The organism is Bifidobacterium gallicum DSM 20093 = LMG 11596 (assembly GCF_000741205.1).
Lineage (GTDB): Bacteria > Actinomycetota > Actinomycetes > Actinomycetales > Bifidobacteriaceae > Bifidobacterium > Bifidobacterium gallicum.
Genome location: NZ_JGYW01000011.1, coordinates 22,925 through 39,679, shown reverse-complemented (window position 1 = coordinate 39,679; position 16,755 = coordinate 22,925). Strand labels below are relative to the sequence as shown.

11 protein-coding genes are annotated in these 16,755 nt (G+C 58.1%); 2 read left to right on the top strand and 9 right to left on the bottom strand.

Annotation, left to right across the window (positions count from 1 at the left end):
* Positions 1 to 28: 28 nt before the first annotated feature.
* Positions 29 to 2,902 (bottom strand): heavy metal translocating P-type ATPase, encoded by a 2,874-nt coding sequence (locus BGLCM_RS07510; RefSeq protein WP_044085276.1) that lies wholly within the window; start codon positions 2,900 to 2,902, stop codon positions 29 to 31.
* Between the two features lie 260 nt (positions 2,903 to 3,162).
* Here BGLCM_RS07510 and BGLCM_RS07505 point away from each other — a divergent pair, with 260 nt between their 5' ends.
* A complete protein-coding gene (locus BGLCM_RS07505; RefSeq protein ID WP_044085275.1) occupies positions 3,163 to 5,175 on the top strand; it encodes a collagen-binding domain-containing protein in 2,013 nt (670 codons plus the stop codon).
* Positions 5,176 to 5,236: 61 nt separating this feature from the next.
* Here the strand turns inward: BGLCM_RS07505 and brnQ are convergent, their stop codons facing one another.
* A complete protein-coding gene (gene brnQ / locus BGLCM_RS07500; RefSeq protein ID WP_420796160.1) occupies positions 5,237 to 6,637 on the bottom strand; it encodes a branched-chain amino acid transport system II carrier protein in 1,401 nt (466 codons plus the stop codon).
* Between the two features lie 309 nt (positions 6,638 to 6,946).
* Between brnQ and gndA the strand changes: the two genes are divergently transcribed.
* Positions 6,947 to 8,416, top strand: coding sequence for an NADP-dependent phosphogluconate dehydrogenase (gene gndA / locus BGLCM_RS07495; RefSeq protein WP_006293960.1), 1,470 nt, complete (start codon positions 6,947 to 6,949; stop codon positions 8,414 to 8,416).
* Between the two features lie 105 nt (positions 8,417 to 8,521).
* On the opposite strand, the gene pgl is transcribed toward gndA, so the two are convergent.
* The 7 genes from pgl to BGLCM_RS07460 all read right to left on the bottom strand — a co-directional run bounded on the left by pgl (position 8,522) and on the right by BGLCM_RS07460 (position 16,641).
* Positions 8,522 to 9,361 carry a 6-phosphogluconolactonase gene (pgl, locus tag BGLCM_RS07490; RefSeq protein WP_006293961.1) on the bottom strand — a complete coding sequence of 280 codons (840 nt, stop codon included), beginning with the start codon at positions 9,359 to 9,361 and terminating at the stop codon, positions 8,522 to 8,524.
* Positions 9,362 to 9,449: 88 nt separating this feature from the next.
* The gene (locus BGLCM_RS07485; RefSeq protein WP_006293962.1) at positions 9,450 to 10,391 is read right to left on the bottom strand and encodes a glucose-6-phosphate dehydrogenase assembly protein OpcA; all 942 of its coding nucleotides are present in this window, start codon (positions 10,389 to 10,391) and stop codon (positions 9,450 to 9,452) included.
* Positions 10,388 to 11,980, bottom strand: a complete 1,593-nt coding sequence (gene zwf, locus BGLCM_RS07480; protein WP_044085273.1) for a glucose-6-phosphate dehydrogenase — start codon at positions 11,978 to 11,980, stop codon at positions 10,388 to 10,390. Before zwf ends, BGLCM_RS07485 begins: the two co-directional genes overlap by 4 nt.
* Positions 11,981 to 12,066: 86 nt before the next feature.
* Positions 12,067 to 12,444 (bottom strand): hypothetical protein, encoded by a 378-nt coding sequence (locus tag BGLCM_RS07475; protein ID WP_006293964.1) that lies wholly within the window; start codon positions 12,442 to 12,444, stop codon positions 12,067 to 12,069.
* Positions 12,445 to 14,517 (bottom strand): ferrous iron transport protein B, encoded by a 2,073-nt coding sequence (gene feoB, locus BGLCM_RS07470; protein WP_044085312.1) that lies wholly within the window; start codon positions 14,515 to 14,517, stop codon positions 12,445 to 12,447. It lies immediately after the preceding gene.
* Positions 14,518 to 14,683: 166 nt separating this feature from the next.
* Positions 14,684 to 14,986: a FeoA family protein gene (locus BGLCM_RS07465; RefSeq protein WP_081450364.1), complete on the bottom strand. Its 303-nt coding sequence runs from the start codon at positions 14,984 to 14,986 to the stop codon at positions 14,684 to 14,686.
* A gap of 131 nt (positions 14,987 to 15,117) precedes the next feature.
* Positions 15,118 to 16,641 carry an aspartate ammonia-lyase gene (locus BGLCM_RS07460; RefSeq protein ID WP_081450352.1) on the bottom strand — a complete coding sequence of 508 codons (1,524 nt, stop codon included), beginning with the start codon at positions 16,639 to 16,641 and terminating at the stop codon, positions 15,118 to 15,120.
* Positions 16,642 to 16,755 lie beyond the last annotated feature (114 nt).

The window sequence follows — 16,755 nt, the reverse complement described above, 5'->3', positions numbered from 1 at the left end:
GTGCATGCTCACAGGTTGTGGTGACGGCTTATTGCTCAATCAGCGCCAAATAGCGTTCGGGATCGGCGTCGAACATTTCGGCGCAGTGGAGATTGCAGAACGCGATCGTCTTGCCATCCACCTGGCGGGTGGCGGCTGCATATTGCGGATCCACAGTCATGCCGCATACGGGATCGGTCGTGATGATGGTGGGTGCTGGTTGGTTCATGGAATGCTCCTTGATGGTTGCGGCCGCTGGCCGTTCGGAGGTTCCGGACGGCGCGGATACGGCGGGGTCATGTGATGCGCATGATGACGATGCCGTCATCGTAGCGCGGGTAGGGGATGCTGCGGCGATCGCTTGCAGGCTTGCCATATCGATGGCGCTCTTGGAACGCCGGTTGGCGTGCAGGCTGGCATTGTCAGGATGGAATGCGTTGAGCCGGCTGGCATTGAGCACCACGCTCAATGAGGAGAACGCCATGGCGGCACCGGCGATCATCGGGTTGAGCAGCACATGCCAGAGCGGATAGAGCACACCAGCTGCCACTGGAATGCCCAACCCGTTGTATCCCAACGCGAACGCGAGGTTTTCACGGATATTGCGCATCGTGGCGCGAGACAACGCGATGGCCGTGCTCACACTATGCAAATCACTATTCATCAGTGTCACGTCGGCGGATTCAATCGCCACATCAGTGCCTGACCCCATCGCGAAACCGATATCGGCTTGCACGAGGGCCGGGGCGTCATTGACGCCATCGCCAACCATGGCCACCACATGGCCTTGGGCTTGCAATGCGGATATAATCTGCGCTTTGTCTTGCGGCAACACGTGCGCGATGACATGCTCAATGTCGACGTCATGCGCAATGGCTTCAGCGGTGTCTTGCGTGTCACCGGTGACGAGCACTACATGGAACCCCTGAGTTCGCATTGCGGCAATGGCTTGTTGCGACGTGGGCTTGACGGCGTCGGCAATCGCAAAAGCGCCGGCAGGATTGCCGTCGACAACGATGACGACGGGTGTGCGTCCCATACGCGAATTGTCCGAACACCATGCCGTGATCTGATGCCATGCATTGGTTGCGGTCATGTGTGGGTTGAGCTGCTGTTGTACAAATGGTGCGTTACCGATGGCAATATGCTTACCGTCCACAATCCCGGTCACGCCACCACCAGCATGGCTCATGAACTCATGGGCTTCTGCCGCTGGCTGTGTATGTTGCGCCGCTGCCACGATCGCTTGGGCTAGGGGATGTTCGGAGCGTGACTCCACACTGGCCGCCAAGGCCAACAAGCTGTTGTCATCGTCAGTATCACTGACGCTCATGCGATTGACGAGTGTCGGTTTGCCTTGAGTGATAGTGCCGGTTTTGTCGAGCACAATCGTGTCGATACGATGCGCTTGTTCGAGCGCCTGGGCTGACCGGAACAGCACACCGAATTGTGCACCTTTGCCCGTGGCGATCGTGATGGACAATGGTGTGGCCAAGCCCAGCGCGCATGGGCAGGCGATGACGAGCACGCTGATAGCGCAGACGAGCCCTTGCACATGCATGCTCGGCGCGCTTGCAAGGAACCAGATGGCATACGTCCAGATTGCGATGATGATGACCGCTGGCACAAACACGCCCGCGACTTTGTCGGCGATACGTTGGATGGGCGCCTGTGAGGTTTGGGCCGTGCGCACCATGCCAATGATATGCGCCAGCACTGTATCAGCCCCCACGGCAGTTGCGCGATACCGCAACGAGCCCGTAGTGTTCAGCGTCGCTCCCGTAATATGGTCGCCGTCATGTTTGGATACGGGCATTGATTCTCCGGTGACCATCGATTCATCCACCGATGAGGAGCCTGAAATCACGATGCCATCGACAGGGCATTGTTCACCGGGGCGCACTTCGAGGATGTCGCCAACGACCACCTGCTCAGTGGGTATTGTGTGCACAGCGCCGTTACGGACCACATGCGCCATGCTTGGATTGAGATCAGCCAACGCGCGGATGGCGCGCCCCGTACCAGCGCGCGCTTTGGCCTCAAACATTTGACCCACAATCATCAACGTGATAATCACACCGACTGATTCATAATATGGTTCGCGTGACGTGCTGGGCAGCACTTGAGGCCACATCGTGACGACCAAGGAATACCCGAATGCCGCAATCGTACCCAACGTGACGAGCGAGTTCATCTCCGGTGCGCGATGCACAATCGCCAACCATCCTGTGCGATGCACGGGCCAACCGCTGTAGAACATGACAGGAATGGTCAGCGCCAGCTGCAACCATGCGCTGGACAGCCATGCCGGCACATCATGGTTGAACCAGTCGTGTATGGCTGGAATCATCGGCAACATCGTCACTGCCAACAAGGGAATCGTGCAGAGCAGCGCCACAATCAACCGTGTGCGCAGTTCCTGGAATTCTTCTTGTCGTGCCGCATCCTCGGCATCCAGTTGATCAGCCAAACGAAGCGACGACATGGATTGAGCCTGTGAAGAGGCGGGCGTTGCCACCGTGGTGGCGGCAGGAGACGCTGTAGCGGTCCCAGACTCGTCGCCAACGGCGTGGATCATACCATGCAACATGTTCATGCCGCATGCATACGCATGCTCACCGGCAGACAACGCGGGCAACGTGACGATGGTACGCTCGTTCGCCGGCAATGTCACGTCCATGCCAAACTCGGCAAATACGACGTGGCTTGAACATTCACCACCTTCCTGACGGTCGAAAACCAATTGCACAGGCCGTCCGGCTTGCACCTCGAGCACAGCGGGGGAATAGCCTCCCCGAACCGTAATCACAGCCGTTTGCATGGCTCCATCAGATTGTGCCGATACGGCACGTTTCGGTCGAAACGCATACCAGCCAACAGCCAAACTCAGCAATACGGCGCAAAGCACCACCACAACCGACATGGCACCTCCATATGTTGTCATCGGGGTGACGGACTGTCCCACCTTCCTACCAACCCAAAATTCAGACGGTCAGGATTATTCCGCCGGTGCGTCATATTGGGAGTGGCGTGAACAGGAACCAACATACGGTACATAAATGTTGCATTCCAAGCCAGCGTAACGCTTGATATGCGACGCGGATGACTGCCATGTATGGGACATTGCGCGCTAAGCGCACTGAATTCTTCGGGTCTGAGGAACATGCCTAAGACGGAGGTGGCATGGAACAACAACCCACACGGCATCTGACATTACAGCGCATGGCCAAGCTGGCCATGGCGCTTTTACTGACGTTGACCATCATGACGGGTTTGCCCAAACCAGCGGCAGCTGTACCCGCATCAACCGGTCCATCCAGGGACGCCACCACATCAAACGACACTGCGCCAAACCGGAACGCGACACCCGAGTGCCAACCTGCTGGAGGTGCTGACGGCAACGACCCCAATGCGACCTATGTGACCACACGCACGTTTACGCAAGATTGCGGGAAGCCCACGATGGCATACGCGTTGTCACATATCGGCATCGTCACCCAAGCGGATCTGGACATGCACACGCCGCAAATGATCGGGGAAATGCTCGTCGGCGGCGACGTGCTCCAATATGGAAGTCGTCAAGGCGCACTGACCTGGGGCAACGGCCGATGGCGCAACCTTGTACCGTCCTATATCCGTGGCAACGCGGATGTGATTGGCAACGGCAATCTCAATCTCAGCGACAGTCAACAACCTGATACCCCGGTCACGGGCGTGCTGCCCATCTACCTCGGTACCACAAATGCGGCGCATTGGATGACGTCCCAATCCGACTTCGGACATCGCACCAGCGTACGCCGCTACACCCAATTGCGGTTCACCGACACCTATGCGGACATTGACGCGATCATAGCCGATGCGGCAACGCAAACCACAGCGCTCGCCGCACGTGCCAGCATTCATATTGATACGCAACCCGACGCATCCTCATGGACAGGGTGGCGATTTGCCATAACCGGAGCCGACAGCGCACATTGCTCGGTATCCAACGTGGTCATGATCGCCTGCGAACCCGGCTTTACGATTGCACTCACCAATCGCGCGGCCACCAACATGACCCAAGGATTGCGCATTGATCTGCGCGGGTATCAGATCCATACCGAAGAAGTGCAGCAAGGGTCTGACCGATTTCTCAGCGTGCCCGAAACAACAATCGTGACGAATGACGAAGGTTCGGCTGAGCACCCTGTAGTCATGCCATTCCTGCTATTTGACACACTTGACGCGCCGCAAGGCATACAACCAGCCAACATTGACGACAACTCGCCAGACAGGCCACACCGTCCACAAATCCTGTTCGCATACCCCAACGCCACCGAAGTGCATGCGATGGGGGATACTTACGGATTCGTTGTCGCACCACATGCCCATGTGATCGTCGGGCAAGGCTCGTACGGTCAAACAGCCAATGGGGCGTTCATTGCGCATAGCCTGCAATTGGCCACACCATTGCATGAGTTCTTACGTGACGCCACCACAGTGCAGCCCCAACCCGATCCCACCACACCTCCCAGCAATCCTGATACGCCACCCACCACGCCCGATACTCCCGTCGGCCATTACGGGCACGTACCGTTACGTCTCGTTGTTGACGATCCCCAAGGCCACGCGAACGCCGATGAAGACTACGCTTTCGACTTGCAAGAAGTGGATGTAGGCACTGACGGGCAAGGCGAACCGGTTGTCGATGAAGCGTCGCGATATACGCACGTGCAACCCAAGAAAGATGCGCCGATCCAGACTCATCACATCAGCCAGCGCACCTGGGACACCACCATATGCACGATGCTCAACGATGAGGCGTATGCACAGGAAGGCACGCATTACTACCGGCTCACCCAACGCATGCCGCAATCAGCCGCATACACGAGTGACATGCCTGAGCAAGGACTCGTGTTACGCGTCAACGTGGCACGCGACGAGCAAGGCTACCATCCACAACTGCAATCATTGACTGCACAGAGCGGGCAACTGCCAGCTCACACATGGGATTTCGCCACGGACGCGGGTCCCGGCGTGCAAGTGCATGTGCGATATCCCGCAGACACGCCCACACCGCAACCGCATGACGACGCTACTGGTCCACGTTTGCCCGATACGGGAGGCCCAGGATGGGATGGCGCATGGGGAGGTGTTCTAGTTGCTCTTGGCGTCACAGGGTTGCTAATGTGCTGGCGCAAACGCCAACACGAGTGAGGCGCATGATTCCTGTGGTGGCAACGCCACTGAGGCCAACCACAGGAATCAAAAAAGAAACTCACGGGCGACCTGAACCATGCACAAACTGCACAATAACGCCAATGCACACGCCCACAAGCGCGGGCAGTACCCAGCCCAACGTCAACGACTGCAACGGCAACCAAGCCAACAATGATTCAATCCAGCCGATGCGCCCACCCAAAGCCTGTGCAAAACCGGCAATGCACTGCAGTATGCTGACCACGCACGTGCAAGCCACACTCCACACATATACCGGACGGAAACGGCTGGTAAACGGTTCGTCGAGCAACGCAAGAATCACGAGCACAATGGCAATCGGATACAACGCTTCCAATACGGGCACCGAGAACCGAATGATCTGCTCAAGCCCAAGATTGGCAATAGCGAGTGCCATAAATGTAAACACCACGCTCCACGCGCGATAACTGACAGACCGGCCGCATACCGTCGGGAAGCGGCCGCTGAAGAACGAACTGGCCGTGCTGATCAATCCCACGCACACATTGAAGCAGGCGATAATGAAGATGATTCCGACGAATACGGTGCCTGCGCGGCCGAATGCATGGTCGGTCAAGTTGGATAGCACATCGGCTCCGGTGGCGTGCTGCGCGTCGATTGGCGTGATGGAGTCGGAAATGGTGCCGATGAATCCGAGCATGCTGTACACCGCAACGAGCATGATGCCCGTGACCAAACCGCCGATACCCACTTCGCGGCGCACGCGTTGCTCCTGGGTGATGCCGAACGCGCGGATGTTTGCGGAAATGACAATGCCAAAATACAGCAGCGCCAACAAATCCAATGTCTGGTAGCCGTCGACGAAGCCTTGCATGAGCTGGGTGTGTGCGTATGCGCCTTGGGGCGTGGCGACGGGCGGATGCGGCAGGAACAGGCACATCACAAACAGCACCACAATCATCGCCAACAATATCGGGCCCATGATGCGGCCCAAAATCTTCGAGAGTTTCTCAGGATGCTGCGCCACGAGCCAAGCCAGCGTGAAAAATACGATTGAATAGCCCAATTGCAGCGCCCAGTGCGAACCTGCTGACTCGAACGGCGCGATGGCCATTTCATAACTCGTGGAGGCCGTACGTGGGATGGCGAAGAGCGGGCCGATCGTCAAGATGATGGCCACGGCCAAAACGGTGGCGAAGCGAGGGGATACGCGGTTCGCGAGCTGTTCAAAACCGCCAGCGAACGAGACGGCCAGCACGCCCATGATCGGCAGTCCCACGGCGGAAATGATGAATCCGATGAGCGCGGCCACTGATGCCGTGCCGGCTAGCGCGCCAACCAATGGTGGGAAAATCAGGTTGCCGGCGCCGAACATCATCGAGAACAGCGTCACGCCAACCAGCACGCGTTGTTTGCCTGATAATGTGCCAGACGATGAGCCAGAAGATGTGCCGGTTGATGCGGAGGCTGTGGTCGTCAAAGACGATTGGTCTGGAGCGGGTCCCGATTGGACACTGGTGCCAAGCTGTGCAGTGGCGCTATCATTGGTAGTTTGGACGGTATTGGAGTTTAGGGGCATCGTTTCACCGTAATGCCATGTATCGGCATAATAGTGCCGATGGCCGCATGGTGGAGGCTTCGGGGGTATGCGCCTGTATAACGGGGGTGTCGTTCATGTGATGCGTCAATCGCGAACAGGCTTCAAGGCCTCGTCCTAGACTGGAACATGTTGCAAACATGTCGAAGGCACTGTGATGACCGGAGTCGTTAGGTGTCGGTGGAGGAAAACATGACATCCCAAAATGAACAGGAAGCGAATGTCGGTGTAGTCGGTTTGGCGGCCATGGGAGCCAGCCTTGCCCGCAACCTGGCGCATCATGGCAATCGTGTGGCTGTATATAACCGTACCTATAAGCGCACTGAAGCGTTCATGCAGGAGTATGGCTCGGAAGGCGTGTTCATTCCTTCCCAGACGGTCAAGGAATTTGTTGAATCGTTGAGTGTGCCGCGCACGGCCATCATCATGGTCAAAGCGGGAGAGCCCACCGACCAGGTCATCAAAGAGCTTGCCGAATACATGGAGCAGGGTGACATCATTGTTGATGGTGGCAACGCGTATTTTGAAGATACGATCCGTCGCGAAAAGGAAATGGCCAAGCTCGGTATCCATTTCGTGGGTATGGGCGTGTCCGGTGGCGAGGAAGGTGCGCTGAATGGTCCGAGCATGATGCCGGGTGGTTCGGATTGGTCATGGAATACGCTCAAGCCGATTCTCGAATCGATTGCGGCCAAGGCTCCGGACGGTGAACCGTGTGTGGCGCATATTGGCCCCAACGGTGCAGGTCATTTTGTCAAGATGGTGCACAACGGCATTGAATACGCCGACATGCAGCTCATTGCCGAAAGCTATGACTTGATGCGCCGTGGCCTGGGCATGGCCCCTGAGCAGATCGGCGACGTGTTCGCGCAGTGGAACGAGACGGAACTGGATTCGTATCTCGTGGAAATCACGGCCGAAGTACTGCGCAAGCGTGATGAGAAGACCGGTAAGCCGCTCGTCGATGTGATTGTGGACCATGCGGGCATGAAGGGCACGGGCACGTGGACTGTGCAGACGGCGTTGTCGCTTGGCGTGCCGGTGACGGGTATCGCCGAAGCCGTGTTCGCCCGCGGACTGTCGGATCAGACGCAGCTGCGTGAGCAGGCGCAGAAGGATCCATTCAATGGGCCGGACGCCTCGCTGGCTTTGGATGACGAGGCCAAGCAGGCGTTCATCGAACTGATCCGCCAGGCATTGTATGCGTCGAAGATTGTGGCCTATGCCCAAGGGTTCAATGAAATCGCCGAGGCCGGCAAAGTGTACGGTTGGGACATCGATATGGCCCAATTGGCCCGCATTTGGCGTGCCGGGTGCATCATTCGCGCCAAGTTCCTCAATCGCATTTCCGATGCATTTGAATCCGGTGCCGCTGACGTGTCGCTGCTGTTCGCTCCGTACTTCAAGCAAGCGCTCGAAAACTGCGAAGCCGCATGGCGCAAGGTCATCGCCACTGCTGTGGAACATGGCATCCCGACGCCCGTGTTCTCGTCGTCTCTGGCCTACTTCGACGGCTTGCGTGCCAAGCGTTTGCCGGCCGCATTGATCCAAGGCCAGCGCGACCTGTTTGGCGCCCACACCTACCAGCGTGTGGATGAACCAGGCGCATTCCATACATTGTGGGCCGAACCGGGCCAGAAGGAAATTCAGGTTTCCCACTGATTTTCCAACCTTCGTGCGTAGTACACACGAATGCGAATAGGGCGCTCCACCGGTGTGGTGGGTCGCCCTATTCGCATTCATAGGAGCCGCTTAAGGTTGCTTGGTTCACACCTGCACAGCCTGGTCGGTGAACCAGATGGTCTGCTGCTTGCCGTTGACAAAGGAACCGGGCCATGCCGGATCGTTGTGCCGCGTGAACGTTTCTTGCACAGCCTGCGCTTTGGCCGCGCCTGAGCCGATCATCCATACTTGGGCTGACTGGTTGATCATCGGCACAGTCAGTGTCAAGCGCAACGGCGGCATTTTCGGTGAGCCGGCCACGCCCACGCACAGAATGTCATCATTGTCGATCAACGTTTGCGGGAAGTTGGGGAACAGTGACGCGATATGACCGTCGGGGCCAATGCCGAACATCGCGATGTCGAGCGAGGGCCTGCGCGCATTGCTCGCGAGCTCGGGATGGTCCAACGCCCGTTCATACGGTTTGAGTCCCAGTTCGTTGACCATGACCGACTGGTAGACGCGTGAGGCGCGTGCCAACTTCTCATCATCTTCAGCGTCGCTTGCGCTATCAATCTCAACTGCGCTGCGGCCGTCTGCAGGCATTTCATGGATTTGCGAACCGTCCAGCGCCCCCGAGCGCAACAGCGTGTTGAGCAGCGCTTTACGTGCGGCGCGTGCATTGCGCTCCGGCGAGTCAGCGGCCACAAACCGTTCATCACCCCACCAGATATGCACGCGTGACCAATCCACGGCATCGCGAGCAGGGGAGTCGTTGATCGCAGCCAGAGCCGCCGTGCCATCGGTGCCTCCGCTGACGGCCACATCAATGCGTGTGCGCCCCGGTTCGTCAAGCAGGCGACGTGCCGTCATGATGAACCGGTCCGCCACATTCTGCGCAGTTTCCGCGCGGCTGCTCGCCGCGACAATCGTTCGTGTTGACATTTCTTATGCCCCTTTTGTTTTACGTATCCAGATATCTATTCGATGCCCGGATACCATGTATGCCAAGCTGCGTTGTCGCCCGGCCGCGTTACTTCACACTGTCGAGCGGCAACGCTTTGAGCACTTCACCGTAAATCTCGTCGGGATACAAGCGCCCCAATTCTTCCGACAAGCATTCCTGCATCGTGCGCGTGGGAACCGGCGTGCGCTGCGGTTGCTGCCCCGGCACGCTGACCGTTGCTTCACCTTGGTCGGCAGGGCGTCGTTCCAGTGACAGCACGCCATCCTTGCGTGTCAAATACACGCCCGTAACAGCCGTGGCATCAGGTTCGTCTTCAATCGTGACAGGCACGTTCAAGCGCAATCTCAGCCATTGTGCCAACAAATCCATAGGCAGGAACCCTTTGGGGCCCGTGACTTTGACACTCGTGATCGGCAGATGCGGCGGCTGGTCGAGCAACGCGGCCAGCATGGCACGCCATACAGTCAGACGCGTCCACGACATGTCAATGTTTTCGGGCGACCAGTTACGCTGCAAATCAGCCAGCGTGCGATGTGGGTTCGCGCTGCGCAACGCGTCGGTGATACGACTGTTGGCCATGGCTCCCACCAGATGCGCCGACGGGTCGCTGGGAGCATCGGTCGGCCACCACGCCACAATCGGCGCATCCGGCACGAGCAGCGGAATGGTCAACGTGTCCAAGTGGTGGCTCAGCCCTCCGCGCGTACGCAACACGATGACTTCACCGGCGCCGGCATCCGCACCAAAGCGCACTTCCGCATCCAGATAGGTGCGCGAATGCTCCTCGCCGTTGGCTTTGCGCGTGCTTGGCACAATCGCGATGACACGGCACGGATGCTCACGGCTTGCCTCATTGGCCAAGGCCAGTGAATCCTCAAGATGGGTTTCGTCGGTCATAATGATCAACGTCAGCACACGGCCCAACGCCGCTTCGCCACGCTGTTCATGCAGCTCATCAATTTTGTTGGAGATCTCGTTGGTCTCCGTGTCTTTCATCGTGATAATCACGGCTTCCTCCAGCGGTGTCCGTCGCGGGCCAACATTTCAGCGGCTTGTGCCGGACCCCAAGTGCCGGCACGATACGGTTCGGGCTGGCCCAGCGTGGACCAGAACTCTTCAATCGGGTCAAGGATTTTCCACGACAAGTCCACTTCCCGCGTCGTCGGGAACAGCGGCGGGTCGCCCAACAGCACGTCGAGAATCAGACGTTCGTAAGCTTCCGGCGAGCTTTCCGTGAAGGAACTGCCATAGTTGAAATCCATCGACACGTCACGCACCTCCATCGAAGTGCCGCCTGGCACTTTCGATCCGAACCGCAGCGTGATGCCTTCATACGGCTGCACGCGGATCACGAGTGCGTTCTTGCCGAGTTCCTGCGTGGCTGTTGAATCGAATGGCAGATGGGGAGCCCGTTTGAACACGACGGCGATTTCGGTGACGCGGCGTCCCAAGCGTTTACCCGTACGCAAATAGAACGGCACGCCGGCCCAGCGTCGCGTGTCCACGTCCAAGCGGATCGCCGCGTAGGTTTCCGTCGTCGAGTCCGGGTCGATGCCTTGTTCTTCGAGATAGCCCACCACTTCGTGCGAGCCTTGCCATCCGGCCGCGTATTGGCCGCGCGCCGTGTGCGCTCCCAAATCCTTGGGTAGTTTGACTGCCGAGAGCACTTTGGTTTTTTCCGCTGTCAGATCACAGGCTTTGAACGAGAGCGGCTCTTCCATCGCCGTCAGGGCCATGAGCTGCAGCAAATGGTTCTGGATTACGTCACGGGCCGCGCCAATGCCGTCATAGTATCCGGCGCGTCCGGCCACGCCGATGTCTTCGGCCATTGTGATTTGCACATGGTCGACATAGTTCGCGTTCCAAATCGGCTCATACATCGTGTTCGCGAATCGTAACGCGAGCAGGTTCTGTACGGTTTCCTTGCCGAGGTAATGGTCGATGCGGAACACGGAATCCTCGTCGAACACTTCAGAAATCACGGTGTCGAGACGTTTGGCGCTTTCCAAGTCGTGTCCGAATGGTTTTTCAATGATGACACGTCGCCACGCGTCACTATCGGATTTCGCCAGTCCGCAATTGGACAGCTGCTTGGCTACGAGAGGGAAGTCGCGTGGCGGCACCGACATGTAGAACGCATGGTTGCCGCGTGTGCCGCGGTCACGGTCGAGTTCGGCCACCGTGTCGGACAGTCGTTCGAACGCGTCGGCGTCTTCAAACGTGCCGCGTACAAAACGAATGCCCTCGGCCAGTTGGGTCCACGTGTCCTCACTGAAGTGCGTGCGGCAATGTTCCTGCACGTTCTTCTTGACGAACTCACGAAACTCGTCTTCACTCCAGTCACGGCGGGCGAAGCCCGTCAATCCGAAGCTCGGTGGCAGCAGGCCGCGGTTGGCCAGGTCATAGATGGCTGGCAGCAGTTTTTTGCGTGACAAATCTCCGGTCACGCCGAAAATAACAATGGAGCACGGCCCTGCGATGCGTGGCAGACGAAGGTCGCGCGGGTCGCGCAACGGGTTCGTCCACTCACGTTCAGGCGTGTCCTTCGGCTCCGATGCGTTCTGTGTCGCGTCGGCGGTGTTCGTAGTTGTTGTCATGGGTTCTAGTGTAATGCCCATAATTCGCCGTTCGCTGAGCGACCGTCCCTCTGTGAGCTGGATTGTTCACGACTGCGGCACGGGTGTTAGCTGTGCCGCAGCTGGACTCGTTGTGCAAGACGCCGGAACGCTGTTTTCGCCAGGTTGCGTCGTTTGATACCGCCCGTTGACGCCAACGGGCACGACGCGCACACCACGGACTCGGGATCAGGCACGCAACTCGACCCGCATGCCGCATTCAGTTCAACAATCGTCAGCTTGCCGAGCGCGCGTTCATGCTCGACGATTTGTTCGATGAACGCTTTGGGCAGACGGTATTGTTCTGCCACTTGGGCCACCGTCACGCCACGCTGCAACGCTTGCGTGACGGCGGCCACAATATTTGGTGAGGATGTTGATTCCTGTGGCGCCGACTGTACCGTGCCCGTAGCCCCACGCGTGGTGCGTCGGAAATCATTGGTCATTTACAGCACCCACCGTAACGTTTGGAACGCGAGCACGGCGAGGATATAGGCCGTCACCAACCCGAGCCCCACGGTCTGCCAAGCAATTTTGCGACCGAACTGACGTTTGAGTTCGGCGACCGTGGCCAAACAAGGCGTGTATGCGAGCGTGAACAGCAGGAAAGCCACGGCGGCGGCCCGGCCGTGCCCACCCGAGGATTCATCGAATGAATGGCGAATGGCTTCACCCAACGTGCCTTCACCTTGCTGCTGCTCGTCCTCATTGCCCGAATTAATCGCATAGGATTGGCCGAGCGAACCGACAACTACTTCCTTGGCCACAAAACCTGTCATCAACGCGGCCGAAGCATGCCAATCATCGAACCCGGCCGGAGCGAACACGGGAGCGACCGTATCGGCCACGACGCCATAGACGGACTGGTGCACATCATCCACATGGCCGAATGAACCGGCGTTGGCCGTGGCCGGAATGCTTTGCAGCAGCCACATGAACGCGATCATTGTGATGATGATCGAGGACGCGCCCTTGATGAAATCCCAGAGTTTGACGAGCACGGGACGAACCAACGTCACCAACCGTGGCACCTGGTAAGGCGGCAGGCTCATCGCGAACGGTTCGCTCTGCAAATCGCGGAACTTGACTTGACGTAGCAAAATGCCCACACCCAAAATCAGCAGCACCGAGCATACGTACATCAGGAACACGACGAGACCAGCCTGATCACGGAAAAACGCGTAGGCCAACACGAGATAAACAGATAGGCGCGCCGTGCAACTCGAGAACGGCACGAGCATGCCGACAAGCACGCGTTGACGGGAATCAGGCAGCGTACGTGTGGCCGCCAAGGCGGGAAGGTTGCAGCCGAAACCGATCACAATCGGCAGGAACGCGCGTCCGTCCAAATGCATGGCGCGCATCGCCTTGTCCATGACGAACGCGGCGCGTGCCAAATAGCCGGAATCTTCGAGCAGGCTCAGCATGATGAACATGATGCCCATCGGCGGCAGGAACGTGAGCACCGTGATGCAGCCATCGAGAATGCCATCGACAATCAGGCCATGGAACCAGGAGTCGGTGGCGTTGGGGCCAAACCAGCTGAACACCGTATTGATGCCCGCTTCGCACCATTCGCGCACGCTGCCGTCAATCCAGTCTTGCATCGGACCGGCAAGCCAAGTCGTGGCTTGGAACACAATGAACATGACCGCGAGAAATGCGAGTATGCCGAACACGGGGTTGAGCAGCACACGGTCGATGCGGTCGGAACGCGTGATGCGTGCGCGGCTTTCCAAATTGAGGTGTTCGAGCACGTGCGCGGCCCATTCAAAGCGCGCATCGGCGTTATCTTCCACCCAGGAGGCCACGTCCACGCTGTGCGTGTCGATGGCATGCAAACCGCGTGGCATCGGAGTGCCGTGGAAACTGGCCGCGATCGTTTCCATCAGCGTCGAGGCGCCCTTGCCAGTGCGGCCATCCACTTCCACCACGGGCACACCGCCCAATGTGGCCGACAATTCGGCAGGATCAAGCCCCACATTGTTGCGTCGCGCCAAATCATTCATCGTCAACGCGACCACAGTAGGACGGCCCAACTCGAGCACCATTGCTAAAAAATACAGTGAACGCGCAATATTGGTCGCATCCAAAGCGGCGACAATCAAGTCGGGCTGCGGCTGGCCGTCAGTACCCATGGCCGCCTGCGAGGCGACCTCTTCATCCGGGGACAGCGGCAACAGTGAATACGTGCCAGGAGTATCGACAAGGTTCCAGGTTTCGTCACCATAACGGTATGAGCCGCGTTCGAGCAGCACGGTGGTGCCTGGAGCGTTCATCACACGGGCTTTGGCACCCAGCAGGCTATTGAACATGCTGGATTTGCCCACATTGGGATTGCCAATGAACACGACGCGACGATGATGTACCGCTGTAGCGCCATCGGCCGCACCATGATGGTCGTAATCGTGGTTGTGATTGTGGTCTTGCGGCCGGTCTGCACCATGATGCTGGCGTTCGGGCAGCAATGCGGCCAAACCGCGGCGATGGCCGTGTCCACCATGGGCATCGGCTTGCATGTGGGCCGTGTGTTCGCAGCTGGTGGAGTTGGAGTCTGCGGCTGGTTGATTGGTGTCGGACCGGATGGTATCAGACCGGTTGATATCGGACTGGGGGGAGCGTGCCATGAAAAAGAACCTTGAAATAAAACGGGGGAGGAGGGAATGGTAATACAATGCCGCCGAGTCAGGCGTTGGCTACCGCCAGATCAAGCATGATGCTATTGGCCGTGGCGCCATCCAACGCGATGCGTTCAGCACCGCGAGCCACCACGCGGCCGCCCGCATTGGACCGTTGCGTCACACGCACCGTGGTACCGACACGCAACCCCAACTCGAGCATGCGGAAACGATGCCTCGCATCCAAACGGATACCCGTAATCGTGGCATCCACATGCAACGGACAGTTGCGAATCGTCAACGGCTGGCCGTCCGGCGTGCGGCCGCTCGCAGTGCGTCCTGGTGTGGGACGGAATTGTGCAGTGCTCATAATCGTGATTGTGATAGGAATCACGCCGCCAGTCAATACCCCATGACCATATATTGAAAACTACGGGCGTGTTGACGGCGGGATTCACTGCAGTATTGCCTGAGGGTTGGGGCGCTCGACAATCGTTGCAATCATTGCTGTTCACGGCAGGTTTGATGCAATGTACGAGACAATTTGACCACGTCGAGCATCGAGTCAAGTTCGGATGCTGGAATGTCGGTGCGCTCGCCGGCCACCTGTCGAATCGTCTGATTGGTCTGCTCGGCTTGTAAGGCGATGGCCGACGCCTGCTCATAACCGATGCGCTGATTGAGCACCGCGGCCAATGACGGGGACTGTTCAGCATACAGTTTGCCGACAGCCGCATTGATCTCAATGCCGGCAATGCACTTGGTACGGAACATGTCCATCGCGTTGATCAGCAACGTCATGCCGGTCAAAATCTCATGGATAATCACGGGGTCGAACGCATTGAGCTGCAATTGCCCTTCAGCACAGGCCCAGTTCACGGTCACATCCATGCCGAACACCATGAAGCAGCATTGGTCCACGCATTCGGGAATCACAGGGTTGACTTTGGCCGGCATGATCGACGAACCGGCTTGGCGCGCGGGAAGCCGCAAATCCTCAAAACCGGCGCGAGGCCCAGAATTGAGCAACCGCAAATCGTCCGCCGCTTTTTTCAAATGCACAGCCAGGTTTTTCAACGTGGCAGACGCCGCAATATAGGCGCTCATGTCGGTCATCGAGGCAATCGGATCATGCGCGGGCCTGACCGGCAATCCCGTCAGCGATGCCACTTCCTGCTGGGCAAGGTCACGGAATCGCGGGTCGGCGCAAATGCCCGTGCCGATGGCCGTCGCACCAAGATTGAGGCTGCACAACTGTGGCAGCAACGTGTCCATCGCCTGCATGTCGAGTTTAAGAAATGTCGCAAACGCATGCAGTTCCTGGCCGTACGTCATTGGCACGGCGTCTTGCAATTGTGTGCGGCCGAGTTTGACATCATCACGATGCTTATCCGCCAACGCATGCAACGCTCGACGCAAATCCTCACAACTGCGGCGCAACGGCGTCAACCCGTTGGCAATAGCGAGTTTGCTGGCAGCGGGGAACGTGTCGTTCGTCGACTGCGACATGTTGACGTCATCATTGGGATGAATATAGGCGTAGTCGCCAAGCGGATGGCCCGCCAAGGCAAGCGCCACATTCGCAATGACCTCGTTCATGTTCATGTTCATGCTTGTGCCGGCGCCACCTTGCAACACGTCCACGGGGAATTGGTCAAGGAATTCACCCTGCTCAATGCGCTCGCACGCTTGCACAATGTAATCGGCTTTCACAGGGTCAAGCAATCCCAGACGCTGGTTCGCCAATGCGCAGGCGTGTTTGACTACCGCGTAGGAATGCACGAGGCATTCATGATCCGATTCATGGATGCCGCTGACCGTGAAGTTCTCAATCGCGCGTTGCGTATGAATACCCCAATAGACATTCGCCGGAATCGCAAGTTCGCCAATGCAATCATGTTCGATGCGTATCGGGGCAGGTGGTTGTGATTCAGCAGGACGCTCGGTTGGTGAAGTGGCAGAGCATGAGGATGATGTGGGCGAACCGAGGGAAGAAGTGTGGCAGGTCGATGCGTTGCTCGTCATGATGCGGGTCCTTCGTACGATGCGAGAATATGCGGATTCATATGCTAGGTGCTGTGGCTTATCTTGGCGCTGAGGTGATGCGGCTCGCCCGGCTGTTTTACCGATGGCATAATC

Bases quoted from the DNA above. Each gene is read 5' to 3' on its own strand.
- BGLCM_RS07510 (WP_044085276.1), bottom strand. From the start codon at position 2,902: ATGTCGGTTGTGGTGGTGCTTTGCGCCGTATTGCTGAGTTTGGCTGTT.
- BGLCM_RS07505 (WP_044085275.1), top strand. From the start codon at position 3,163: ATGGAACAACAACCCACACGGCATCTGACATTACAGCGCATGGCCAAG.
- gndA (WP_006293960.1), top strand. From the start codon at position 6,947: ATGACATCCCAAAATGAACAGGAAGCGAATGTCGGTGTAGTCGGTTTG.
- pgl (WP_006293961.1), bottom strand. From the start codon at position 9,361: ATGTCAACACGAACGATTGTCGCGGCGAGCAGCCGCGCGGAAACTGCG.
- zwf (WP_044085273.1), bottom strand. From the start codon at position 11,980: ATGACAACAACTACGAACACCGCCGACGCGACACAGAACGCATCGGAG.
- BGLCM_RS07475 (WP_006293964.1), bottom strand. From the start codon at position 12,444: ATGACCAATGATTTCCGACGCACCACGCGTGGGGCTACGGGCACGGTA.
- feoB (WP_044085312.1), bottom strand. From the start codon at position 14,517: ATGCAAGCCGATGCCCATGGTGGACACGGCCATCGCCGCGGTTTGGCC.
- BGLCM_RS07465 (WP_081450364.1), bottom strand. From the start codon at position 14,986: ATGAGCACTGCACAATTCCGTCCCACACCAGGACGCACTGCGAGCGGC.
- BGLCM_RS07460 (WP_081450352.1), bottom strand. From the start codon at position 16,641: ATGACGAGCAACGCATCGACCTGCCACACTTCTTCCCTCGGTTCGCCC.